Source organism: Microbulbifer pacificus (genome assembly GCF_033723955.1).
Taxonomy (GTDB): domain Bacteria; phylum Pseudomonadota; class Gammaproteobacteria; order Pseudomonadales; family Cellvibrionaceae; genus Microbulbifer; species Microbulbifer pacificus.
In genome coordinates, this window is record NZ_CP137555.1 from 2,483,634 (window position 1) to 2,506,715 (window position 23,082).

Genomic DNA, 23,082 nt, shown 5'->3' on the forward strand with positions numbered 1-23,082 from the left:
GAACGCCTGTGTCGGCTTCGGTTAGGACATTGGCTAACCACATTGCGTAAAGTACGCGCACCTTCGCGAAGATTGAATAGTGATCCAGTCTTTCTTCAAATTTAAGGTTAAAAAATTTAACTTTAACTTAAAAAATACCGATCAAATTTAAAGTGCGTGGTATTCTTCTGCGTAACTAAAAAAATCAAGCTGTTAGAGGCACAACCATGATCCACTGCCATCTCGCCCGCATGATGGGTGAGCGCAAGATGCGCGTTGCTGACGTTGCCAGAGAAACGGGGCTCAGCCGCGCCACGATAACGCTGCTCTACAAAGAGACGGCCCAAAAGGTGGATCTGGAAGCTATTGAAAAGCTGTGTTTGCTGTTCGAATGCCAGGTAGGTGAACTACTTGAGCTGAAATACGCATAAACAGCACTGCCGCCAGGGTTGACGCTCTGCAGGCAAACCCCTTAACGATACCGAACAAACGAATGTAAACAGGAACGACCGAATGACAAGTTCACAACAGCGCGCCGCTCTGCAACGCCAAATCTGGGCCATTGCCAACGATGTTCGTGGCGCTGTAGACGGCTGGGACTTTAAACAATACGTACTCGGCACCCTGTTTTACCGCTTTATCAGCGAAAACTTTGCCGCCTATATTGAAGGCGGTGATGACAGCTTTAACTACGCCGAATTGTCCGACAGCGTGATCACGCCCGACATCAAAGACGATGCAATCAAAACCAAGGGCTACTTTATTTACCCCAGCCAGTTGTTCGAGAGTGTGGCGAAAACGGCTAACACGAACGAAAGCCTGAATACCGATCTGGCGGCCATCTTTGCGGCTATCGAAGCCTCGGCCAGTGGTTACCCTTCCGAGCAGGATATTAAAGGCCTGTTTGCCGATTTCGATACCACCAGTAACCGCCTGGGCAATACCGTAAAAGATAAGAACAAGCGCCTAGCCGATGTACTAAAAGGCGTGGCAGGGCTGGAGTTTGGTGACTTTGAAGGTAGCCATATTGATCTGTTTGGCGATGCCTACGAATTCCTAATCTCCAATTACGCCGCCAATGCCGGTAAATCGGGCGGCGAGTTCTTCACCCCGCAGCATGTCTCAAAACTCATCGCCCAGCTGGCCATGCACAAGCAAACCAGCGTCAATAAAATTTATGACCCAGCAGCGGGCTCTGGCTCACTGCTGCTGCAAGCCAAAAAGCATTTCGACGCCCACATTATTGAAGAGGGCTTCTTCGGCCAGGAAATTAACCACACCACGTTCAACCTGGCGCGTATGAATATGTTTTTGCACAACATCAACTACGACAAGTTCAATATCCAGCTGGGCAACACCCTTATCGATCCGCACTTTGGCGACGAGAAACCCTTTGATGCCATCGTCTCTAATCCACCCTATTCGGTAAAGTGGATAGGCTCAGACGATCCGACCCTGATTAACGACGAGCGTTTTGCTCCTGCCGGTGTGCTTGCACCCAAATCTAAGGCCGACTTTGCCTTTGTACTGCATGCGCTCAGTTACCTTTCCAGTAAAGGCCGCGCCGCCATCGTCTGCTTCCCCGGTATTTTTTATCGCGGCGGGGCCGAGCAGAAAATCAGAAAGTATCTGGTGGATAACAACTATGTGGAAACCGTGATCTCGCTGGCCCCTAACCTGTTCTTTGGCACCACCATCGCCGTGAATATTCTGGTGCTGGCAAAAAACAAAACCAGTACCGATACCCAATTCATTGATGCCAGTGGTTTATTTAAAAAAGAAACAAATAACAACATCCTTACAGATGCCCATATCCAGCAAATCATGGAGGTGTTTGACAGCAAAGCCAACGGCGATCACTTCGCCCGGTCAGTGCCCTTTGATGAGGTAGCCGCTAACGATTACAACCTGTCCGTCAGCAGTTATGTAGCAGCCAAAGACACTCGCGAAGTGGTGGATATTGCCCAGCTCAATGCCGAACTAAAAACCACCGTCACGAAGATTACCCAATTGCGCCAAGACATCGATGCGATCGTGGCGGAAATTGAGGGTGAGGAGCAGGACGCATGAGCGAGTTAAGCTTTATGGAAAAGCTGCTGGATGGGGTTGAGGTGGAGTGGAGGCCGCTGGTTGAGTTGGGTGAGTTAGTTCGTGGAAACGGCTTACCAAAAACTGACTTTACGGAATCGGGTGTTCCCGCTATTCATTATGGGCAGATTTACACTTATTACGGCCTTTCAACGGAAACGACAATATCTTTTGTTTCACCTGAAGCTGCTAAGAAGCTGAAAAAGGTAAATACTGGCGATGTCGTAATTACAAATACAAGCGAAAACCTTGAGGATGTTGGGAAAGCTTTAGTTTATTTGGGCAAGCCTCAAGCGGTGACAGGTGGTCACGCAACAATCTTTAAGCCAGGTCAACTTATAATCGGTAAGTACTTTGCGTATTTCACGCAAACATCTGCTTTTTTTTGCGAAAAACGGAAGTTGGCAAAAGGTACAAAAGTTATTGATGTTTCTGCGACTGATATGGCCAAGATTTCAATCCCCATCCCCTGCCCAGACAACCCCAAAAAATCTCTGGAAATCCAGGCCGAAGTCGTCCGCATTCTGGACGCATTTACCGCCATAACCGCCGAGTTGACCGCCGAGTTGACCGCCGAGCTTAACCTACGCGAAAAACAATACAACTACTATCGCGACCAGTTGTTGAGTTTTGAAGAAGGGGAGGTGGAATGGAAGACCTTGGGGGAACTGGCCGAGAACCTCGACTCAAAAAGAAAGCCGATCACGAGCGGTTTGAGGGAAGCAGGCAATATTCCGTATTACGGTGCGTCTGGAATTGTCGATTACGTTAAAGACTATATTTTCGATGGCGACTTTTTGCTCGTTTCTGAAGATGGTGCAAATCTATTGGCGCGAAATACACCAATAGCATTTAGTATCAGCGGCAAAACCTGGGTTAATAATCATGCCCATGTGCTTAAAATCGACACCTATGCAGAGAGAAGATACGTTGAGTATTACCTGAATAGTATTGATTTGACGCCCTATATTTCTGGTGCTGCACAACCGAAACTGAACAAGAAAAACTTGGAAAGCATCCGTATACCAAACCCTTCGCCAACAGAAAAAGAGCGAATTGTTTCAGTTCTTGACAAATTTGACGCCTTAACTAGCTCCATCACCGAAGGTCTGCCCCGCGAAATTGAGCTGCGCCAGAAGCAATACGAGTATTACCGCGATTTGTTGTTGAGCTTCCCTAAACCGAACTCAGAAGTGGCGGCCTGAGATGAGCAAGACACTAAAGCAGATTGCGGAGCAGTTAAATACGCCTAGAACGGTTAAGAACAAGAAAACCACTGAAGTCGAAGTGGTCACGCAAGTGCCTAAAGTGCAGCTGATCTACGCATTCAACGGCACGGGCAAAACCCGCCTGTCTCGTGAGTTCAAGCAGCTTGTTGCACCTAAAGGCAATGGCGAAGATGACGAAGCCATATCGCCACGGGAGAAAATCCTGTACTACAACGCCTTCACCGAAGATCTCTTTTATTGGGACAACGATTTAGAAGGCGATGCTGCCCCCAAACTGAAAATTCAGCCCAACACCTATACCGACTGGTTGCTGACGTTGCTGAAAGACCTGGGGCAAGATGCGAATATCGTTAAGTACTTCCAACACTTCGCCAATGACAAGCTAACCCCCCATTTCAGTGAAGACTATGCCGAAGTCACCTTTACGCTGGAGCGAGGCGATGATAAAGGCACAGAGCCTCTGAAAATATCCAAAGGCGAAGAAAGTAACTTTATCTGGAGTGTTTTCTACACGCTGTTGGATCAGGTGATTACCATTCTCAATGTCGCAGAGCAAGAGAATCGTGAGACCAGGCAGTTTGATCAGCTGGAGTATGTGTTTATTGATGACCCGGTGAGTTCATTGGATGAAAATCACCTGATCGAGCTGGCCGTTAACTTGGCTGGGCTGATCAAGTCCAGCAAGTCAAACTTGAAGTTCATTATCACCACCCACAGCCCACTTTTTTATAACGTGCTCTACAACGAGCTAAACAGTAAAACCTGTTATCTGTTGGAGAGGTTTGAGGATGGCTCTTTTGCACTGCTGGATAAGCACGGCGATTCCAATAAGAGCTTCTCTTATCACCTGTATTTGAAGCAGACACTGGAAAAAGCCATCGCTGAAAACACCGTGCAGAAGTACCACTTCACGCTTTTACGTAACCTGTATGAAAAGACGGCGAGCTTTCTCGGTTATCCCAAATGGTCAGAACTCTTGCCCGATGACAAACAGGCATATTTAAACCGTATTATTCAATTTACCAGTCATTCAACATTGTCGAATGAAGTCGTCGCCGAACCCAGTGGGCCTGAAAAGAACACGGTACGCTTGCTGCTGAACCACTTGGTCAGAAATTACGGCTTTTGGCAGCAGGAAGAACAAAATGGTTGATTACACCAAGCCTATCTCCGAGTCGAACCGTTTCATCGTACTCGATAAATACACCCAGGAATGGAGGGTATCCGAAAGCTACCAGAGCGAAGGCGACCTGGAGCGGGAGCTGATTCAGGATTTGGTCAACCAGGGTTATGAATATTTGCCTGCGCTGAATAATTCTGAAGCCATGTTGGCCAATGTGCGGGTACAGCTGCAAGCACTGAATAGCGTGGAGTTCTTGGAGGGCGAATGGAAGCGCTTTGTCGAAACTTATCTGGACAAGCCCAGCGACACCATTGTCGATAAAACCCGCAATATTCACGATGATTATATTCATGATTTTGTGTTTGACGATGGCCGCATCAAAAACATCTATTTGGTGGATAAAAAGAACATTGCCCGCAACAAGGTGCAGGTGATCAAGCAGTTCGAGCAGACCGGCAGTCATGCCAACCGCTACGATGTCACCATTCTGGTGAATGGACTACCGCTAGTACAAATTGAGCTTAAAAAGCGCGGCGTGGCCATTCGCGAAGCCTTTAATCAGGTACACCGATACAGCAAAGAGAGCTTTAACAGTGAGAATTCGCTGTATAAATATTTGCAGTTGTTTGTGATCTCTAATGGCACCGATAGCCGCTACTTCGCCAACACGACCCAGCGCACCAAAAACAGCTTCGACTTCACTATGAACTGGGCGAAGGCGGATAACAGCCTGATTAAAGACTTGAAAGACTTTACTGCCACTTTCTTCCAGAAAAATACATTACTGAATGTGCTTTTGCATTATTCGGTATTTGATGTCAGCGATACGCTGCTGGTGATGCGCCCGTATCAAATTGCCGCAGCCGAGCGCATTTTGTGGAAAGTTAAAAGCTCATTTGAGGCCAAGAACTGGAGCAACCCCGAAAGCGGCGGCTTTATCTGGCACACCACAGGCTCTGGCAAGACCTTAACCAGCTTTAAAGCGGCACGCTTGGCCACCGAGCTGGAGTTTGTCGATAAGGTGTTTTTTGTGGTCGACCGTAAAGACCTCGACTACCAGACCATGAAGGAATATCAGCGCTTCTCGCCGGATAGCGTCAATGGTTCAGATAGCACCGCTGGCCTCAAACGCAATCTGGATAAAGACGACAACAAAATCATCGTCACCACCATTCAGAAGCTCAACAACCTGATGAAGAGCGAAGGTGATCTGGCTATTTACAACAAGCAGGTGGTATTTATCTTCGACGAATGCCACCGCAGCCAGTTTGGTGAGGCACAGAAAAACCTGAATAAGAAGTTCAAGCGGTTCTATCAGTTTGGCTTTACCGGCACGCCTATCTTTCCGCAAAACGCCTTGGGTGCCGAAACCACCGCCAGCGTGTTTGGGCGAGAGCTGCATTCTTATGTGATCACTGATGCGATCCGCGACGAGAAAGTGCTCAAGTTCAAGGTGGATTACAACGATGTACGCCCGAAGTTCAAGGAAATAGAAACCGAGCAGGATGAGAAAAAGCTGAGTGCTCTGGAGAACAGGCAGGCCTTGCTGCACCCAGAACGGATTCGTGAAATATCGCAGTATCTACTGAACAACTTTCGCCAGAAGACACATCGCCTGCAAGCTGGGGGCAAAGGCTTTAATGCTATGTTTGCGGTCAGCAGCGTGGATGCGGCGAAACTGTATTATGAATCGCTCAATCAGTTGCAAGCGAGCAGCGACAAACCCCTGAAAATTGCCACCATCTTCTCCTTTGCTGCCAATGAAGAGCAAGACGCCATTGGGGATATTGCGGATGAGAGCTTTGAAGTGTCGGCGATGTACAGCAGCGCCAAGGAGTTTTTAAGCGCTGCCATTGGCGACTATAACGCTTTCTTTAAAACCAACTTTAGCGTTGATAGTAACGGTTTCCAGAATTACTACCGCGACCTGGCCAAGCGGGTTAAAAGCAAAGAGATCGACCTGCTGATTGTGGTGGGGATGTTCTTAACGGGCTTCGACGCACCAACGCTCAATACCTTGTTTGTCGATAAAAACCTGCGTTACCACGGTTTATTGCAAGCCTACTCGCGTACCAACCGCATTTATGATGCCACCAAGACCTTTGGCAATATCGTGACCTTCCGTGATTTGGAGAAGGCCACCGTCGATGCCATTACCTTGTTTGGCGATAAAAACACCAAAAACGTGGTTCTGGAAAAAAGCTACAAAGAGTACATGGAGGGCTTTAGCGATGTGGTGACCGGTGAAGCGCGGCGTGGTTTTATGGAAGTCGTCAGCGAGTTAGAACAACGCTTCCCTGATCCTGCCAATATTGAGAAAGAGTCGGACAAGAAGGCCTTTGCCAAACTCTTTGGTGAATACCTGCGGGTTGAAAACATCCTGCAAAACTATGACGAGTTTGCCAGTTTGAAGGCGCTACAAAACGTGGATATGAACGACCCGGAGGCGGTGGAAGCCTTTAAAGCTGAGCACTATCTGGATGATGAAAAGCTGGCTGAGCTACAAACCATACGCCTGCCTGCCGAACGCAAAGTTCAGGATTATCGCTCGACCTACAACGACATCCGCGAATGGCAACGGCGCCAAAAGGCAGCCGACGAAAATGACAAATCCACCATCGACTGGGGCGACGTGGTGTTTGAGGTGGACCTGCTCAAGTCACAAGAGATCAACCTTGACTACATTCTGGAACTGATCTTCGAGCACAACAAGAAAACCAAAAGCAAAGCCGATTTGGTCGGTGAAGTCCGTCGCGTGATTCGAGCCAGCCTTGGCAACCGTGCCAAAGAAAGCCTGTTGGTAGACTTCATCAATCAAACTGACCTCGACCAGATTGGTGATAAAGCCAGCGTGATCGAAGCCTTCTTTGCCTTTGCCCAAGGCGAACAGCAACGGGAAGCCGAGGAGCTGATTAACGCGGAGGGCTTGAATGCCGAAGAAGCCCGGCGCTATATCACCACTTCGCTCAAGCGGGAATATGCGAGTGACGCCGGAACAGAGCTCAACGCCATTCTTCCCAAGATGAGCCCTTTAAACCCGCAATACTTGACTAAGAAGCAGAGCGTCTTCCAAAAAATCGCTGCGTTTGTGGAAAAGTTCAAAGGTGTAGGTGGAAAAATTTAATATGTATGGGTACGAAATTGTGAGGGGGCGTCGTACCCACACGCTATCAACAAATTGTGGTTATGCAGGGAGCGGACGTTCGTATTTCTGAGAGAGCAAAAAGGCCAGTTAACCTTGCGGTTACTGGCCTTTGAGCAAGTCGGAGAAAATCCGGCAAGCTGCATGGTGCCCAGAGGCGGAAGAATCAGAACAGCCTAAGGGCTGTTCTGCCCCTGCGGGCTTCGCGCTGGCGCGCTCGTTGCAAATCGCTGGCGCGATTAGTCGAACCACATCGGTGGTTCTCCGCCACCTCCAGACGCCAAACAAAAAAGCCCCACCCTTGCGGGTGAGGCTAGTTTGTTTGGTGCCCAGAGGCGGAATCGAACCACCGACACGGGGATTTTCAATCCCCTGCTCTACCGACTGAGCTATCTGGGCTTCGCTGTTTTCCGGGGTGTCTCCGGTAGCGAGGCGCGTATTAAACCCGCTCTGTTCGGGGGAGTCAACCCCTTGATTGATAAATAGTTTTTGGGGTTTGTGAACGGTCGCTTCGCGGCGCGAATCTGTTGGGATTCTGGCGTTATTTGTCTTCCGGGACGAAGCCATCTGCGGCGTCGTAGGCTTCGCCGCTGAAGAATTTGGTCATCTGATCGGCCAGGTAAGCGCGGGAGGATGGCTCCATCATGTTCAGGCGCTTTTCGTTGATCAGCATGGTCTGGTGGGCCATCCACTCCTGCCAGGCTTTGGCGGAGACGTTGTCGAAGATGTCCTGACCTTTGGGGCCGGGGAAGGGCGGGTTGGGGAGGCCTTCCAGTTCCTGTTGGTATTTGCGGCAGAAGACGGTGCGGGACATGGATTCTCCTAACATTTCTAGCACGGGGCCAACAAAGGCTCCCGGAGCGCCACGAGCTGTTTGACGAGCTTGGCAATGGGGGCCGGCAATCCGAGATCCTGTGCGGATCTGGGCCGGTCGAGCTGGCGCAGTTTATACCAGCCACTGGCCCCTTCTGCCACCCGCGTGGGCTTGCTCGGCAGACTTATCCACACCGGGTGGATATCCAGGTGGAAGTGGCTGAAGGTGTGGCGTAGCAGTGGCAACGGCTGGATTTCACGGGCGTCCAGATCCTGGGCCGCCAGCCACTCCTGGGCGCTGGCCTCGCCGCCGTCATCGTCTTCCAGCTGTGGCGGAATCCACAGCCCGCCCCACAGTCCGCTCGCCGGGCGCTGTTCCAGATACAGCTCGCCGTCGTGCTCGATCAGCAGCAGGGTAGTCTGGCGCTCCGGTTTTTCCTTCTTCGGCTTCTTGCCCGGATAGTCGGTGGGGTTGCCCTGGGCGCGGGCGACGCAGTGGTTCGCGAACGGGCAGCGCTCGCAGGCCGGGCGGGGGCGGGTGCACAGGGTTGCCCCCAGATCCATCATCGCCTGGGTGTAATCGCCGGTGCGCTCGGCGGGGGTGTAGCGTTCGGCGATATCCCACAGTTCATTGGCCACCGCGGTTTGTCCCGGCCAGCCTGCCACGGCGTGAATACGGGCCAGTACCCGCTTTACGTTGCCGTCCAGAATCGATGCCTGCAGCCCCATGCTGATGGAGGCGATGGCACCGGCGGTGGAGCGGCCGATACCGGGCAATTCTGCCAGTGCCTCGACATTCCGCGGAAACTCGCCGCCGTGTTCATTCACCACCGTCTGTGCGCATTTGTGCAGATTGCGCGCGCGGGCGTAGTAGCCGAGGCCGCTCCAGTGGGCCAGCACCCGGTCCTGGCTGGCGGCGGCCAGTGCCTGCACCGTGGGAAAAGATTCCATAAAGCGCTGGTAGTAGGGAATGACAGCCGTTACCTGGGTCTGCTGCAGCATGATTTCCGACACCCAAACCCGGTAGGGGTTGATGGCCTGTTGCCACGGCAGGTCGTGGCGGCCGTGCTGGTCGAACCATTTGAACAGCGCCTGCTGGAAGCGGGCGGGTGTCTTGGGTTTGATGGAAGAATTGATCGGCATGAGCAAAAACGAAAATGGGCACCGCGAAGGGTGCCCATGCTACTGCGTTATGCGATTTCGTCATACCGGCGAATGCCGGTATCCATTGATGCGGCTGGTGGGGCGGTGCTGGATCCCGGCATTCGCCGGGATGACAAGACGCCTGTAGGTTACGGAGTCGGTTCCGGAGTCGGCTCCTCTTTTTCCTGGCGGTTGAACAGGCTGTTGAACTTGCTTTTCAGCTTGTCCTTCAGCTCATCGGTTTTCTCTTCCACCTTGTCGCCGTACTTCTTCTCCGCCTTGTACTTCAGCTCGTCGCGGATCAGGTCGTCCAGGCGGCGGCTGTCGGGCTTACAGCTGCCGGCGCCGGCTTCGCTGAATTTGTCCTTGCAGCGCAGCGGCAGTGCGCGGTTGCGCCAGCGGTCGTTCTGTACCGAGCAGCCGTTACCGGAGGTCTTGTCGCCGACCAGCGCGAGGCCGAGGGCAAAGTCGAAGCCCTGCTGTTCCAGGTTGACGGTACCGTCGCCGGTGAGGGCGATGTTCTCGATACCGGCATTGATGCCTTCGACTTTCGCGACATCGCCGGCCAGGTTCACGCTGGCGCGCAGGTCCTGCAGGCGGGTCTGGGCTGGCCACTCTTTTTCCGGCAGCGCGGTTTTTTCCGCGTAGCTCACCAGCTGACACATACCCTTTTCAAGATTGAAGGGTGCCAGAGCCAGTTCTGCGGCATTCAGCTGCACCGCGGCGTGCAGGTTTTTCTGCAGGGCCAGGGAGTCGGCGCCGTTGGTCTGGGCGACCCAGGTGAGGTCGGTCCTGCCGGACAGGGTGACCTTCTTCTGGTCCGCGGCTTCCGGTTCATCGCTGGCGAACAGCGCTTCCTGCACCTTGGAGATTTCCACCCCGGACAGGGCGCCGCTCAGCTCACCGCGGGCGGATTTGCCGCGGGCGTTGAACACGCCGGTGCTGTTCAGGGTGCCGCCGTAGAGGCCGGCAGCCAGTTTGTTCAGCTGGTACAGGCCGTTGTTCACGTTCACGGCCAGTTCGGGCTTGTCGATCTCGAAGTCCAGCGCGTGCAGCTTGTCGAGGGTCAGGTCCAGTTTGGCGTTGAAGCCGCGCATGGATTCAAGCGGCAGGGGCACCGGCTGCGCCGCGGCCATATCCGCGCTCAGTTCAGTCTGCTCCGGCGCGGCGACCGGCGGCGGCAGGTAGTCGTCCACGTTCAGCTCGCCGCCTTTCAGACTCAGGGAGACGCTGGGGATGTCACCCGCCTGATAGCTGGCGCTGCCGTTGAACTTGTGGCCGTCCAGTGACAGCTCCAGCGGCTCCAGATTCATCTGCTTGTCGGTACCGCTGATGTCGGCATCGATATGCAGCTTCTTCATCGCGCTGCTGCTCTGGGGCGTGTATTCACTGCCCACCGCGGCAAGCCAGCCGGTGATGGGGTTCACGTCCAAGTTGAGGTTGAGCTGGATCTGCCAGGGGGCATCGGCCTTGGCCCGGCGCACATTGCCGCGCAGGTTGATCTCCGCTTCCGCACCCTCGGCGCCGGTCAGTTTGATGTTGGCCGGCTGCACCCGCAGGCCGTTCAGGCCCTCATCGATGGCAAGACTGCTGTGGATATCCAGGTTGACCGGCGCGGGGAATTCGCTGCCCGACAGCTCCGCGCGCAGGCGCACGTCGCCGGGCTTGCCACCGGGCACCAGGTTGTCGGCGGAAATATGCAGTTTGTTGATGGCGTACTCGGTACCGGTCTGCTTGTCCGAATAGTGCAGGATGCCGTCTTCGAGGCGCAGCTGTTCCAGTGCGAGCTGCAGTCCTTCACCGGCAGGCTCTTCCTGCTTGGCAACTTCCAGCTTCGGCGGGGTTTGCTGCTTCTGCTTTTCGTCCAGCTTGGCCTTGGCCTCCATGGCATCGGTGATCAGTTCCCAGTTGCCTTTGCCGTTCTTGTCCACGGTGAGGGCCACATGGGGACTCACCAAGACGATTTCCTTGGCCTCAATGCGCTTGTCCAGCAGTGGCATCAGCGCCACGCCCACCGCCACCTTGTCGGCTTCCAGCAGGGATTCACTGGGCAGTGCCAGCGGTGCCAGCTTCACGCCTTCGAGCTTGAGCGCAATATTTGGCCACAGCTGCCAGCCGATATCGCCGTCCAGGGTTAGGGCAATACCCTGGTCCGCTGCCAGCTGCACGATTTTCGATTTGTACTGGTTGGCGTCGAGACCGGATAGGAACCAGGCGATTACACCGGCGAAGAGAATAAACAGAACAACGAGGGTGATAAGTCCGCGCTTGATCCAGGCCATACAGGGGACATCCTTATTCTGGAATGGTCGAGAAAGGGACGGCGCCCGCGAACAATGTTGCAGAGAGTTTCGCGGGCGCCGCAGATGCGGACTATTGAAGCAGTTGCCGGTTAGAAATGAAACCTTACGCCCGCTTCAATGCTGCGACCCGGTTCCGGCGCGAAGTCCCGCAACAGAGAAGTGGCGTTGCGGATATCCTCGTCCAGCAGGTTGCGCGCGTTGGCAAACAGCACGGCGTCGTTGCCCGCCAGTTTGAAGTTGTACTGGGCGGTGAGGTCCATGCGGGTGTAGGCCTCGGTGGCTTCCTCGAATGCGCCGGGGCGGTCCTGAGCGGTGGCACGGGTGTTGCGCCACTGCCAGTTCCAGTTGTCGTAGTCGCCACCCAGGGCAAAGCCGAAGCGCAGCGGCGGCAGGCGCGGCACTTCGCTGGACTGGCCGGCGATGCGGTCGTCGAAAGTTGCGCGCACACTGTCGCCGAACAGGGTCAGGCTGAGGGCTTCAGACAGCGGGAACTGCACCGAGGCCTCGGCGCCGTAGAATGTGGCGTCGCGGTTCTCGTAGCCATAGATGGCGAACTCGCTCTCCTCATCTTCCAGGCCGGTATTGGCGGCATAGATGTAGTCGCCGATGCGGTTATAGAACACGCTGGCCTCAACCTTGGCGGCGTGCCAGCCGGACGCCTCCTTGTTGTGGTGGTGATAGCCCAGTTCCAGGTTCAGCGAATTCTCCTTGTCCAGGCTTTCACTGCCGATGATGTAGCGGGATTCCGCCAGGTGGGCGCCGTCGGCGAACAGCTCCTCGGCCACCGGGGCGCGTTCGGCACTGGTGAGGCCAAGGCTCAGGTGCTGGTGTTCGGCGAGGAAATACTGGATGGCGCCGGACAGGCCGACCAGACCGAAGTCTTTGTCGCTGCCGTATTCAGGATTCACGGTCACATTTTCCAGGCGCGCGCCCAGGTCCAGGTGCCATTTGCCCCACTCGCGCTCCTTCATGGTGAAGGCGCCGATGCTGTCGGTAATGGACGGGCGGATGAAGGCTTCGTCACCGATCGCTGCGAAGTCCTTGCGCGACAGCTGCAGGCCATAGGCACCGCGCCATTCACCGCCGTCGTCGTGGGTCAGCTCGATGCGGCTCTCCCAGGCCTTGTTGGTAAAGCGGGTGCCGGGTTCGCCGTGTTCGATCTCGACGTGCTCGTAATCGTTGTGACCGACGCGGAAGCTGAGTTTGTCCCAGTAGTCATCGCCAAAGTCGTGCTCGCCCTTGAGGTCGTAGCGGGTCTGGGCCAGGTCGATACGCACGGCTTCCTCGCCGTGTTCCTCTTCCTCGTGATCCTCTTCCAGACCGAGTTCCTCTTCCTCGTGGTGCGCGTGGGTGCCGAGGGGAATGCCGTAGTTGTTCTCCAGGCGATTGACCGACAGACCGATAAGACCGCTGTCGGTCACCCAGGACAGGCCGGCGCTGCCGCTCTTGGCGCGGGCATTGGTGTTGCCCACATAGCCATCGGTGTTGAACTCTTCCTCGTGAGCCTCTTCCTCGCCCTCGTGTTCCTCGTGCTCGCGGATGGCGAGGCCGGGGATCTGGGTATTGCCGTTGTCGCGGTAGACCCCATCCAGGTACCAGGCCAGGCTGCCCGCGCCGCCCTGTAGACGGAAGACCCCGGCGTCCTGGCTGTTGGCGGTGTCGTGGCGCATTTCAACCGCGCCCTCGATCTCTTCCGGCACCTGGGTCGGAATGCGACCATCGATCACATTCACCACCCCGCCGATGGCGCCACTGCCGTAGCGCAGGGCCGCCGGACCGCGCAGGATCTCGATGCTATTGGCCAGCAGCGGTTCGATACTGGCAGCGTGGTCGGAGCTGGTGTTGGAGGCGTCGGCCACATCCAGGTTGTCGTTCAGCACCTTGACCCGGTTGGCGCTCTGGCCGCGGATGACCGGCAGGCCCACGCCACCGCCGAAGGAGGCATTGGCAACGCCCAGCTGGCTGTTGAGGGTCTGGCCCAGGGTGGCAGCGGCGGACTTGCGCAGTTCATCGCCGGCGAGAACGGACACCGGTGCGGCCACCGCGTCGGCGGGTTTGGCCAGGGGGGAAACGGTGACGTTCACTTCTTCCAGATTGTCCCGCTTATCGGCGGTAGTCTCGGCGGAAACGGCAGAGGACGCAGCAGAAGACAATGCGCAGGCAATAGCCAGCGCCAGAGTGTTTACTCGGTACTTTTCAGAAAACATTGTTGTTTATTCCTGTCACGGACGGGCAGCGGCCACCCAAAGGCCGGTGCCGGAAATGCAAAAAAATGGTTTTTTAGCTGAGTGACAGGGTTGCGGGCGGGCCGCGGGCGGTCTGGCGTTCCGGCTGGCAGTCGAGGGCTACCGGGGCCTGCTGTTCGATATACAGCGGCGCCAGGTCTTCGGTGACAAAGGAGAATTCACTACCCACGGGTGCGGGCGTGTGGTTATGGGACAGGTCGCACAGCTTGTGGGACTGGTCATCGATGTGAATATGCTCCGCCAGCACCGGCTGCGCGAGCATCAGCGCGAACAGCAGCACAAAGCTGACCCATACCGGGGTCTTGTGGCGGGAGTACATAGTCATGCGCCGTATGATATTTGATCCGTATGACGAATCAAGTTTCATCTGAGACTATCGGCCAAATTTCGCCCCATTTGGGCGTATAATTCGCGCCTTCTGTCGCAAGGGCCGGCCACAGGGGCCAGCTCCGCCTCGCAATCAAGGATGTAGAACCTATGCGCACCGCCAGCGTCACCCGCGATACCCTGGAAACCAAGATCCAGGTCAGCGTCAACATCGACGGCAAAGGTACCGGCAAGTTCAATACCGGCGTGCCTTTCCTCGAGCACATGATGGACCAGATCGCCCGCCACGGCATGATCGACATGGACATCACCTGCGACGGCGACGTGCATATTGATGACCACCACACCGTGGAAGACATCGGCATCACCCTGGGCAAGGCCATCAATCAGGCCATCGGCGACAAGAAAGGCATGACCCGCTACGGCCACGCCTACGTACCCCTGGACGAAGCCTTGTCCCGCGTGGTCATCGACTTCTCCGGCCGCCCCGGCCTCACCATGAACGTGCCCTTCACCCAGAAGCGCATCGGCAACTTCGATACCGAGCTGTTCTACGAATTCTTCCAGGGCTTCGTCAATCACGCCCTGGTGACCCTGCACATCGACTGCATCCGCGGCTTCAACGCCCACCACCAGATCGAAACCGTATTCAAAGCCTTCGGCCGCGCCCTGCGCATGGCACTGACCCCCGACCCGCGGATGGAAGGCGCCATGCCCTCCACCAAAGGCGTGCTGTAAGAGCGTGGCCATGCAGAAGATAGTCATTCTTGACTACGGCATGGGCAACCTGCACTCGGTTGCAAGCGCCCTGCAGAAGGTCGCCCCCAACGATGAAATCGTCCTCGCCACCACCCCGGAAGAGGCCCACGGCGCAGACCGGCTGGTAGTCCCCGGCGTCGGCGCCATCCGCGACTGCGTAGAAGGTTTCATCCGCCCCGGCTTCGTCCCCCTGCTGAACGAATCCATCGAATCCGGCATGCCTATTCTCGGCGTCTGCGTCGGCATGCAGATCATGATGGCCCACAGCGAAGAAAACGGCGGTATCGACTGCCTCGGCATCTTCCCGCAGCCGGTCAAGTTTTTCGGCAAGGACCTGTATGAAGATGGTACTCACCTGAAAGTCCCGCACATGGGCTGGAATCAGGTGCAGCAGAAGATCGACCACCCGCTGTGGAGCGGTATTGAAGACGGCAGCCGTTTTTATTTCGTGCACAGCTACTACGTGCCGTCGGAAAACAACGACGCCGTCGCCGGCGAGACCAACTACGGTGTGAAGTTCGCCGCTGCGGTCGCACGGGAAAATATTTTCGCTACCCAGTTCCACCCGGAAAAAAGTGCGGATGCCGGTTTGCAGCTGCTGAAAAATTTCGTGAGCTGGAACGGTTCCTTTTAAGTCGTTTTGGCAGAGTCGCTGAGACTGCGAACGCTAACGAAGTAAAAATCTTTACGCGAAGGCCGAGTGCCGGGGAAGGGTTTTTGGAAGCGTCGGCAACAGGGATGTTGCCGACGCAGCGTACAGGGATGTATTCACAGCGGTTCCAAAAACCCTTCCCCGGTGCTCGGCCGCCACCGGGCCACAATAAAACTCCGGTGCACCAAACAGGAAGTTAAACAGAATGATCGTAATCCCAGCCATTGATCTGAAAGACGGCGAGTGCGTGCGCCTGCGCCAGGGCGAAATGGAAGATGCAACCGTCTTCTCCGACGATCCTGTCGCCACCGCCGAACACTGGTTCAACCAGGGCGCCAAGCGCCTGCATATCGTCGACCTCAACGGTGCCTTCGCCGGCAACCCCGTCAATGCCGACGCCGTCAACGCCATCGCCCGCCAGTTCCCGCAGTACCCCATCCAGATCGGCGGCGGCATCCGCGATCTCAAAACCATCGAGTGGTACCTCACCGCCGGCGTCACCTGGACCATCATCGGCACTGCCGCGGTAAAAAATCCCAAACTGGTGAAAGAGGCCTGCCGTGAATTCGAGGGCCACATCATCGTCGGCCTCGACGCCAAAGACGGCCTCGTCGCCACCGAAGGCTGGGCCGAAGTCTCCGACGTACAGGCCACCGAACTCGCCAAACAATTCCAGGACTGTGGTGTCAGTGCCATCGTCTACACCGACATCGCTCGCGACGGCATGATGCAGGGTGTGAATATCGAATCCACCCTGGAACTCGCGCGCGCCGTGCAGATCCCCATCATCGCCTCCGGCGGCGTCAGCAGCATCGAAGATATCCAGCAACTGCTGGAAGCTGGCGACGAAAAAACCCGGATCTACGGTGCCATCACCGGCCGCGCCATCTACGAAGACAAACTCGACCTGCGCGCCGCGCAGGAACTGTGCGACAACTGGACCAAGTAACAGCAGGGATTATTTCATGGGCCTCGCCAAACGCATTATTCCATGTCTCGATGTCGACGCCGGCCGCGTCGTCAAGGGCGTCAACTTCGTCGACATCCGCGATGCCGGTGACCCGGTGGAAATCGCCCGCCGCTACAACGAGGCCGGCGCCGACGAAGTAACCTTCCTCGACATCACCGCCACCCACGAGGGCCGCGACACCACCCTGCACACCGTCGAAAAAATGGCCTCCCAGGTATTTATCCCGCTCACCGTCGGCGGTGGCGTGCGCACGTTGCAGGACATCCGCAACCTGCTGAACGCCGGCGCCGACAAGACCGCGATCAACTCCGCCGCGGTGTTCAATCCCGAATTCGTGCGCGAGGCCGCCGACCGCTTCGGCAGCCAGTGCATCGTCGTCGCCATTGACGCCAAGCAGGTGGGCAATGACAAAGAGCCCAAGTGGGAGATTTTCACCCACGGCGGGCGCAAACCCACCGGCATAGACGCGGTGGAGTGGGCAAAAAAAATGGACAGCTACGGCGCCGGTGAAATCCTGCTGACCAGCATGGACCGGGACGGTACCAAGAACGGTTTTGACCTGGCCCTGACCCGCGCCATCAGCGATGCGGTTTCGGTGCCGGTGATTGCCTCAGGCGGTGTCGGCAACCTGCAGCACCTGGCGGACGGCGTGTTGAAAGGTGGTGCCGACGCGGTACTGGCCGCCAGTATTTTCCACTTTGGCGAGTACACCATCGGCGAGGCCAAGGCATTTATGCAGAATGCCGGTATCGAAATGCGTATTTAATACGGCGAGGGTGTTCGCCCGGCGTCAGAACTTGCGTGCGTTGCGCCAGCGGCGCCCGCGCAAGCTGCCGAACGGGCGCACGTTGCCGGAATATTCCTTCAGCGGATTGAGGTAGTGGTCCACCGCGCTTTGCGCCGCTTCGCGGCACGGGAAAGGCCCGAAAGTGTTGCCGCCGCGCACGGTGAAATACCAGTCGTTGTCGACCTTGAAAAAACGTTCGGCACGGGGCGGGATTGGGGTTCCCAGTTCGCCACGACGATACTGCTGCATGACTTCCTCGCTACTGCTTGTGCGACACCGGATGCGGTGTCGCACGGCGATTGATACTGCTGCGATAGCCGCAATTTCCCACAACGGAAAACCGGCACTCCTGTTAAAAGACTAGCCAACAGCAGGGTGCCGGTGTGAGCAAAAGTCGCCGGGTTTTACAGGTCTTCCGCGCGAATCTGCGCTACCTGATCCTTCACTGTAGGTGCGTTGCTCCCTTCGCCGTTTACCGGCGCGCGGTGCCCGTACAGATTCAGCCCTTTCAGCACATTCAGCGCTTCGAATACCTGGTTGTCGCGGCCATACCAGTCGTCCCGGCCGGCCTTGGCACGCTTGCGGTCTTCACCACCGCTCTCCTTGCCGCCGTTGCCGTTGCCCAGGTGCCCTGCCAGATCTGCTTCGGTGGTGCGGGCAACACCATCCAGGCGGGTTACCTGTACCCGCTCGACGGTAATATCCGGCTTGATGCCCTGAGCCTGGATCGAGCGGCCCTTGGGGGTGAAGTAGAGTGCAGTGGTGAGTTTGATGGCGCGGTCGTCGGTGATCGGGATGACCGTCTGCACCGAGCCTTTGCCAAAACTGTCGGTGCCCATTACCACCGCGCGGCGGTGGTCCTGCAGGGCGCCAGCGACAATTTCCGCGGCGGAGGCCGAGCCGTCGTTGATCAGTACCACCAGCGGTGCGCCGTTGGTGACATCGCCGGGACTGGCGGAGTAGCGCAGATTGGAAGATTCATTGCGGCCCTCGGTGTAGACCACGAGACCGTCTTCCAGAAATGCGTCCACCACTTCCACCGACGACTGCAATACACCGCCGGGGTTGTTGCGCAGGTCGATCACCAAGCCTTTCAGTTCGCCTTGTTTCTGCAGCTTCTTCATCGCCCGCATCAGGTCGCCGCCGGTGTCCAGCTGGAACTGGCTGATGCGCACATAGCCGTAGCCATCTTCCAGCATTTCCCCGCGCACGCTGTACACGCGCACCTTGTCGCGCTGGAGGGTGATGTCGAACGGTTCCTTGTGGCCCTTGCGACCGATGGTGAGGGTGACGGCGGAACCCACCGGCCCGCGCATTTTCTCCACCGCCTCATCGAGGCTGACGCCGCGCATGGATTTGCCTGCGAGCCGCAGGATCACATCGCCGGCGCGCAGTCCGGCGCGTTCGGCAGGGGTGTCGTCCATGGGGGTGATAATGGTGATGTAGTCGTCCTCGACCCCGACTTCGATTCCGAGGCCGGCGAATTCACCGGTGGTGTTGGCCTGCAGGTCGTCGAAGGAGCGGCTGTCGAGATAGGCGGAGTGTGGGTCCAGCCCCTGCAGCATGCCCTTGATGGCGTATTCCAGCAGCGTGCTGTCGTCCACTTCGTTCACATAACCCTGGCGGATCTGTTCGAACACTTTGGCGAAACTGCGCAGGTCTTCCAGAGGCAGGCGCGCCTCCGCTTCCAGCGAGGGGCGCTCGCTGCTGCCGCCCTGGCTGAGTCCCATCAGCGGCAGGGCGGTAAGAGCTGCCACGCCTATCAGGCTGGCGAGCGTTTTGCGGGTGAACATAATCTGCACGTCCTTGGCATTTATCGTTACTGTCTACGGGCGCCCTTCCTTCGGCTGCGAACTCGGGGTTTTCACAAGAATTGTAGACCCGGCGCTCCGGCCGGGTTTGAAGTTGGCGGGCAAGTGCACCAACGCGAGGCTGTGGGATGAAAAATCACAGAGAAAATGTGGTAGGTGGAAGGCGCCGGGATCAGCCGCGGCACCAGCCGGTGGGGTCCTGGGGTTTGCCGTTGCGGCGAATTTCAAAATACACACCTGGCTGGCTCATGCCGCCGGTGTTGCCGACCTTGGCAATGGTTTCCCCGCGCTCCACCCACTCGCCGATGGCGCGGGTAAGAGACTGGTTGTGGCCGTAAAGGCTCATATAGCCGTCGCCGTGATCGAGGATGATCAGCATGCCGTGGCCGCGCAGATAGTCGGAAAACACCACGCGGCCGCGGTGGATGGCGTTGACAGGGTTACCTTCATTGGCGCGAATGGTTACGCCGGTCCAGCTGATACCGTTGGCGCGGCGCTGGCCGTAGGCATTGGCACGGCGGCCCGCAACCGGCCACTGCATACGCCCGCGCTGTTTGGCGAAGGGCGTCTGGTCGCTGGGGTTGATCAGGCTGGAGATGGCACGGCCCACTTCGTCCACCAGTCGCTGCAGGCGGCTGCGGTCGCTGTTGAGCTGGTCCAGTTCGCCACTTTTGCTGGCGAGCTGTGAGGCCAGTTTGTCTAGGGTACGCTGGCGGTTCTTCTGTGCGCTGGCGAGCGCCCGGTGTTTTTCTTCCAGTTGACTGCGCTCGCGGGCGAGGGTGTCCTGTTCGCGCTGGATGCCGGAACTGACGGTGGAGAGCTGGTCGAGGGTGCTGACGTATTCGTCGATGACGTGGCTGCGTTGCTTGAGGAAGTAGTCGTGGTAGCGGAGTTGGCGGGCGATGTGCTGGGGATCTTGCTGGTTGAGGAGCAGTTTGATCTGCTCCTGGCGACCGAGTCGGTAAGCGGCGGCGACTTCCTGCTCGACCCGCCGCTGCATACTTCGGCGGGAATCCTCGAGCTGTTTCTCTTCCTGTTTCAGTTCCTGCAGCTTGTCGCCGCGGCTTTTCATGTCCGCCTTGATCTTGTCGATGCGCTGCAGCAGTTCCGAGATGTCCTTTTCGTTGGCTTCCAGGTCTTTCAGCAACTGGTCGCGCTCACCTTTTACCTGGTTCAGCTCCCGCTGCAGGGTATCGATGCGCTGCTTGATTTCCGCCAGCCGCGCCTGTTGCTCTTCATCGGCCGCCTGCGCAAAGCCGGCGGGGATCAGGGCGAGCGACAACAGCGCGGCGAGGACAAACCCGGAAAATTTCATTATTAGAGTGACACCGTTGCAGGGGCTTGCGGCCCCGGGTTAATTAATCTTGATCAGCGGCTCGCCGCTCATTTCCACCGGCTGTGGCAGGCCCATCAGCGACAGCATGGTGGGCGCCACATCCGCGAGGCTGCCGCCGTCGCGCATAGTGACGTTGCGCTCGCCAATGTAGACGAAGGGCACCGGCAGGGTGGAGTGCTGGGTGCTTACCTGGCCGGACTCGCCGTCGAACATCTCCTCGACGTTGCCGTGGTCGGCAGTAATCAGCACTTCACCGCCGGCCGCCAGCGCCGCCTTGGTGACGCGATCCACGCATACGTCCAGCGCTTCCACCGCTTTCACTGCCGCTTCGAACACGCCGGTGTGGCCGACCATGTCGCCGTTGGCGTAGTTGCAGATGATCGCGTCGAACTTGCCGCTGTTGATGGCCGCCACCAGCTGGTCGGTTACCTCGAACGCGCTCATTTCCGGCTTGAGGTCGTAGGTGGCCACGTCCGGGGACTTGATCAGGATACGCTCCTCACCATTGTAGGGCTCTTCGCGGCCGCCGCTAAAGAAGAAGGTCACATGTGCGTATTTTTCTGTCTCGGCGATGCGCAGCTGGGTCTTGCCCTGATTCTGCAGGTATTCGCCGAGGGTGTTGCTCAGGCTCTCCGGCGGGAAGGCGCAGCTGGCGTTGATATTCGCGGCGTATTCGGTGGTCATCACGAAGTCCGCCAGTTTTGGGGTAACGGCGCGTTCGAAACCGTCGAAGTTCGCATCGGTAAACGCACGGGTCAGCTGGCGCGCGCGGTCCGGGCGGAAGTTCATGAAGATCAGTGCGTCGCCGTCGTGTACCGGTGCGGGTTCGCCGATCAGGGTCGGCGCCACAAATTCGTCATTTTCATCGCGGGCGTAGGCGGCGGCGAGACCGGCGAGGGCGTCGTCCGCCTGGTATTTGGCTTTGCCCTGGGTAATCAGGTCGTACACCGGCTGCACGCGATCCCAGCGGTTGTCGCGGTCCATGGCAAAGTAGCGGCCGCTGAGGCTGGCGATACGCGCGGTGCCGAGGGCGTCGCACACCTGGGTCAGGCGCGCCAGCGGGGTTTCCGCGCTGCGCGGCGGGGTGTCGCGACCGTCGGTAAAGGCGTGGATATACACTGCTTTGGCGCCGCGCTGGGCAGCGAGGGTGGCCATGGCAACAAAATGGTCGTCGTGGCTGTGCACGCCGCCATCGGACAGCAGGCCCATGATGTGTACCGCGCCGTTATTGGCTACCGCCTTGTCCACCGCGGCGGTGTAGGCCGGGTTGGTAAAGAAGTCGCCGTCCTTGATCGCCTTGTTGATGCGGGTGAAGTTCTGGTACACCACGCGGCCGGCGCCTAGGGTCATATGGCCCACTTCGGAGTTGCCCATTTGTCCTTCGGGCAGGCCCACCGCCATACCAGAGGTGTGAATCAGGGTTTTCGGGCGGCTGGCCCAGATCTGGTCCCATACCGGGGAATTCGCCGCCACAATGGCGTTGTACTCGGCGTGTTCGCTATAGCCGAAACCGTCCAGAATCAGCAGTACCAGGGGACGTTTGGGCGAAGACTCGGTTGCCATGGGGTCAGAATCCTTTGGGTTGAATGGGTGGTGGATCGTTCGGCTTCACTGCCGGAGGACGGAACTCTTGAACGAGTTGTACCGCAGGTGGCGGATTTTAACCTGTTTGCCCCATCGAGGTCAGTATTTGCGCAGCTATTGCCACGATAAAGCCGGCAAAAGGTTGATTAAGAAATGGTCATTCTCGTGTATACTGCGCGCCTTTCCGTATCCGGGTCGCAGGCGCTTCTTTATTCGAGTCGCCGGTACTCGGGCCGTCGGCGTTGTTGAATTACAATGCCCGGCGCAAACGTGACCGACCGAGCGGTCGGTGGTCGCAAACAGAACAACAAACCAGAGATTTTGGGGGCGGAGTTGGATTTTTTCGTCTTTATCAGCGAGCAGTGGCTGCTGGTGAGCCTGTTGGTGGCGCTGATTTACGCGCTGGCTATTTCCGAGCGGATCAAGGCGGGCAAGCCCGCATCGGCCCATCAGGCCACCCTGCTGATCAATAGTGACGGCGCCAAGGTGATCGACCTGCGCGACCGCGCCGAATTCACCGCCGGGCATATCGTGGATGCGATCCACATCCCCCACGGTGAGATCGAAAAGCGCATGGGCGAACTGGCACCCTATAAAGACAAGACCCTGATCCTGGCGGACAAGCTGGGCCAGCACGCGGGTCCTGTCGGTCGCCAGCTGAAAAAGGCGGGCTACACCGTGCGTCGTCTCGAGGGTGGCATGTCCGAGTGGGCAAACCAGAAGTTGCCACTGGTGAAGGGCTGATCCGCTCCCGAGAAAGGAGTGAATCGGCAAGATTTACATCGCGAAG

19 protein-coding genes and 1 tRNA gene are annotated in these 23,082 nt (G+C 57.2%); 10 read left to right on the plus strand and 10 right to left on the minus strand.

All coding sequences use genetic code 11. The features are described 5' to 3' along the window. The first annotated feature begins 206 nt into the window (after nucleotides 1-206). From R5R33_RS10760 to R5R33_RS10780, 5 genes are all read left to right on the plus strand, one after another. Entirely contained in the window at nucleotides 207-410 is a 204-nt protein-coding gene (locus R5R33_RS10760) for a helix-turn-helix domain-containing protein (RefSeq protein WP_318952702.1), read from the plus strand. 82 nt (nucleotides 411-492) lie between these two features. Then, nucleotides 493-2,049 (plus strand): type I restriction-modification system subunit M, encoded by a 1,557-nt coding sequence (locus tag R5R33_RS10765; RefSeq protein ID WP_318952703.1) that lies wholly within the window; start codon nucleotides 493-495, stop codon nucleotides 2,047-2,049. Further along, nucleotides 2,046-3,272, plus strand: coding sequence for a restriction endonuclease subunit S (locus tag R5R33_RS10770; RefSeq protein WP_318952704.1), 1,227 nt, complete (start codon nucleotides 2,046-2,048; stop codon nucleotides 3,270-3,272). Before R5R33_RS10765 ends, R5R33_RS10770 begins: the two co-directional genes overlap by 4 nt. A gap of 1 nt (nucleotide 3,273) precedes the next feature. Further along, nucleotides 3,274-4,449 carry an anticodon nuclease gene (locus R5R33_RS10775; protein WP_318952705.1) on the plus strand — a complete coding sequence of 392 codons (1,176 nt, stop codon included), beginning with the start codon at nucleotides 3,274-3,276 and terminating at the stop codon, nucleotides 4,447-4,449. Next, nucleotides 4,442-7,543 carry an HsdR family type I site-specific deoxyribonuclease gene (locus tag R5R33_RS10780; RefSeq protein ID WP_318952706.1) on the plus strand — a complete coding sequence of 1,034 codons (3,102 nt, stop codon included), beginning with the start codon at nucleotides 4,442-4,444 and terminating at the stop codon, nucleotides 7,541-7,543. The genes R5R33_RS10775 and R5R33_RS10780 overlap by 8 nt, the downstream gene beginning before the upstream one ends. 341 nt (nucleotides 7,544-7,884) lie before the next feature. Here the strand turns inward: R5R33_RS10780 and R5R33_RS10785 are convergent. The 6 genes from R5R33_RS10785 to R5R33_RS10810 all read right to left on the minus strand — a co-directional run bounded on the left by R5R33_RS10785 (nucleotide 7,885) and on the right by R5R33_RS10810 (nucleotide 14,391). Then, nucleotides 7,885-7,960: transfer RNA gene (locus R5R33_RS10785), tRNA-Phe, on the minus strand. Between the two features lie 142 nt (nucleotides 7,961-8,102). Further along, nucleotides 8,103-8,375 (minus strand): oxidative damage protection protein, encoded by a 273-nt coding sequence (locus tag R5R33_RS10790; RefSeq protein WP_318952707.1) that lies wholly within the window; start codon nucleotides 8,373-8,375, stop codon nucleotides 8,103-8,105. Nucleotides 8,376-8,392: 17 nt separating this feature from the next. Beyond that, nucleotides 8,393-9,517, minus strand: coding sequence for an A/G-specific adenine glycosylase (mutY, locus tag R5R33_RS10795; RefSeq protein ID WP_318952708.1), 1,125 nt, complete (start codon nucleotides 9,515-9,517; stop codon nucleotides 8,393-8,395). A gap of 149 nt (nucleotides 9,518-9,666) precedes the next feature. Then, nucleotides 9,667-11,799 (minus strand): AsmA family protein, encoded by a 2,133-nt coding sequence (locus tag R5R33_RS10800; protein WP_318952709.1) that lies wholly within the window; start codon nucleotides 11,797-11,799, stop codon nucleotides 9,667-9,669. A 110-nt stretch (nucleotides 11,800-11,909) separates the two neighbouring features. Next, nucleotides 11,910-14,027, minus strand: coding sequence for a TonB-dependent receptor (locus R5R33_RS10805; RefSeq protein ID WP_318952710.1), 2,118 nt, complete (start codon nucleotides 14,025-14,027; stop codon nucleotides 11,910-11,912). A gap of 73 nt (nucleotides 14,028-14,100) precedes the next feature. Next, nucleotides 14,101-14,391 (minus strand): hypothetical protein, encoded by a 291-nt coding sequence (locus R5R33_RS10810; RefSeq protein WP_318952711.1) that lies wholly within the window; start codon nucleotides 14,389-14,391, stop codon nucleotides 14,101-14,103. Nucleotides 14,392-14,543: 152 nt separating this feature from the next. Between R5R33_RS10810 and hisB the strand changes: the two genes are divergently transcribed. The 4 genes from hisB to hisF all read left to right on the plus strand — a co-directional run bounded on the left by hisB (nucleotide 14,544) and on the right by hisF (nucleotide 17,540). Then, a complete protein-coding gene (gene hisB, locus R5R33_RS10815; RefSeq protein WP_318952712.1) occupies nucleotides 14,544-15,131 on the plus strand; it encodes an imidazoleglycerol-phosphate dehydratase HisB in 588 nt (195 codons plus the stop codon). A 10-nt stretch (nucleotides 15,132-15,141) separates the two neighbouring features. After that, entirely contained in the window at nucleotides 15,142-15,786 is a 645-nt protein-coding gene (hisH, locus tag R5R33_RS10820; RefSeq protein WP_318952713.1) for an imidazole glycerol phosphate synthase subunit HisH, read from the plus strand. Nucleotides 15,787-16,009: 223 nt separating this feature from the next. After that, nucleotides 16,010-16,753, plus strand: a complete 744-nt coding sequence (gene hisA / locus R5R33_RS10825) for a 1-(5-phosphoribosyl)-5-[(5-phosphoribosylamino)methylideneamino]imidazole-4-carboxamide isomerase (protein WP_318952714.1) — start codon at nucleotides 16,010-16,012, stop codon at nucleotides 16,751-16,753. Nucleotides 16,754-16,769: 16 nt separating this feature from the next. Next, the gene (gene hisF / locus R5R33_RS10830) at nucleotides 16,770-17,540 is read left to right on the plus strand and encodes an imidazole glycerol phosphate synthase subunit HisF (RefSeq protein WP_318952715.1); all 771 of its coding nucleotides are present in this window, start codon (nucleotides 16,770-16,772) and stop codon (nucleotides 17,538-17,540) included. 24 nt (nucleotides 17,541-17,564) lie between these two features. Here hisF and R5R33_RS10835 read toward each other — a convergent pair whose 3' ends face one another. The 4 genes from R5R33_RS10835 to gpmI all read right to left on the minus strand — a co-directional run bounded on the left by R5R33_RS10835 (nucleotide 17,565) and on the right by gpmI (nucleotide 22,271). After that, nucleotides 17,565-17,810, minus strand: coding sequence for a DUF6316 family protein (locus R5R33_RS10835; RefSeq protein ID WP_318952716.1), 246 nt, complete (start codon nucleotides 17,808-17,810; stop codon nucleotides 17,565-17,567). A 155-nt stretch (nucleotides 17,811-17,965) separates the two neighbouring features. After that, a complete protein-coding gene (locus R5R33_RS10840) occupies nucleotides 17,966-19,354 on the minus strand; it encodes a S41 family peptidase (protein WP_318952717.1) in 1,389 nt (462 codons plus the stop codon). 190 nt (nucleotides 19,355-19,544) lie between these two features. Next, nucleotides 19,545-20,687, minus strand: coding sequence for a murein hydrolase activator EnvC family protein (locus R5R33_RS10845; protein ID WP_318952718.1), 1,143 nt, complete (start codon nucleotides 20,685-20,687; stop codon nucleotides 19,545-19,547). Nucleotides 20,688-20,726: 39 nt separating this feature from the next. Beyond that, nucleotides 20,727-22,271 carry a 2,3-bisphosphoglycerate-independent phosphoglycerate mutase gene (gene gpmI / locus R5R33_RS10850; RefSeq protein WP_318952719.1) on the minus strand — a complete coding sequence of 515 codons (1,545 nt, stop codon included), beginning with the start codon at nucleotides 22,269-22,271 and terminating at the stop codon, nucleotides 20,727-20,729. 354 nt (nucleotides 22,272-22,625) lie between these two features. Between gpmI and R5R33_RS10855 the strand changes: the two genes are divergently transcribed. Further along, nucleotides 22,626-23,036 (plus strand): rhodanese-like domain-containing protein, encoded by a 411-nt coding sequence (locus R5R33_RS10855; RefSeq protein ID WP_318955724.1) that lies wholly within the window; start codon nucleotides 22,626-22,628, stop codon nucleotides 23,034-23,036. The last annotated feature ends 46 nt before the right edge of the window (nucleotides 23,037-23,082 follow it).

Excerpts from the sequence above, each read along its gene's own strand:
- R5R33_RS10760 (WP_318952702.1), top strand. The coding sequence starts at position 207 with ATGATCCACTGCCATCTCGCCCGCATGATGGGTGAGCGCAAGATGCGC.
- R5R33_RS10765 (WP_318952703.1), top strand. The coding sequence starts at position 493 with ATGACAAGTTCACAACAGCGCGCCGCTCTGCAACGCCAAATCTGGGCC.
- R5R33_RS10770 (WP_318952704.1), top strand. The coding sequence starts at position 2,046 with ATGAGCGAGTTAAGCTTTATGGAAAAGCTGCTGGATGGGGTTGAGGTG.
- R5R33_RS10775 (WP_318952705.1), top strand. The coding sequence starts at position 3,274 with ATGAGCAAGACACTAAAGCAGATTGCGGAGCAGTTAAATACGCCTAGA.
- R5R33_RS10780 (WP_318952706.1), top strand. The coding sequence starts at position 4,442 with ATGGTTGATTACACCAAGCCTATCTCCGAGTCGAACCGTTTCATCGTA.
- R5R33_RS10790 (WP_318952707.1), bottom strand. The coding sequence starts at position 8,375 with ATGTCCCGCACCGTCTTCTGCCGCAAATACCAACAGGAACTGGAAGGC.
- mutY (WP_318952708.1), bottom strand. The coding sequence starts at position 9,517 with ATGCCGATCAATTCTTCCATCAAACCCAAGACACCCGCCCGCTTCCAG.
- R5R33_RS10800 (WP_318952709.1), bottom strand. The coding sequence starts at position 11,799 with ATGGCCTGGATCAAGCGCGGACTTATCACCCTCGTTGTTCTGTTTATT.
- R5R33_RS10805 (WP_318952710.1), bottom strand. The coding sequence starts at position 14,027 with ATGTTTTCTGAAAAGTACCGAGTAAACACTCTGGCGCTGGCTATTGCC.
- R5R33_RS10810 (WP_318952711.1), bottom strand. The coding sequence starts at position 14,391 with ATGACTATGTACTCCCGCCACAAGACCCCGGTATGGGTCAGCTTTGTG.
- hisB (WP_318952712.1), top strand. The coding sequence starts at position 14,544 with ATGCGCACCGCCAGCGTCACCCGCGATACCCTGGAAACCAAGATCCAG.
- hisH (WP_318952713.1), top strand. The coding sequence starts at position 15,142 with ATGCAGAAGATAGTCATTCTTGACTACGGCATGGGCAACCTGCACTCG.
- hisA (WP_318952714.1), top strand. The coding sequence starts at position 16,010 with ATGATCGTAATCCCAGCCATTGATCTGAAAGACGGCGAGTGCGTGCGC.
- hisF (WP_318952715.1), top strand. The coding sequence starts at position 16,770 with ATGGGCCTCGCCAAACGCATTATTCCATGTCTCGATGTCGACGCCGGC.
- R5R33_RS10835 (WP_318952716.1), bottom strand. The coding sequence starts at position 17,810 with ATGCAGCAGTATCGTCGTGGCGAACTGGGAACCCCAATCCCGCCCCGT.
- R5R33_RS10840 (WP_318952717.1), bottom strand. The coding sequence starts at position 19,354 with ATGTTCACCCGCAAAACGCTCGCCAGCCTGATAGGCGTGGCAGCTCTT.
- R5R33_RS10845 (WP_318952718.1), bottom strand. The coding sequence starts at position 20,687 with ATGAAATTTTCCGGGTTTGTCCTCGCCGCGCTGTTGTCGCTCGCCCTG.
- gpmI (WP_318952719.1), bottom strand. The coding sequence starts at position 22,271 with ATGGCAACCGAGTCTTCGCCCAAACGTCCCCTGGTACTGCTGATTCTG.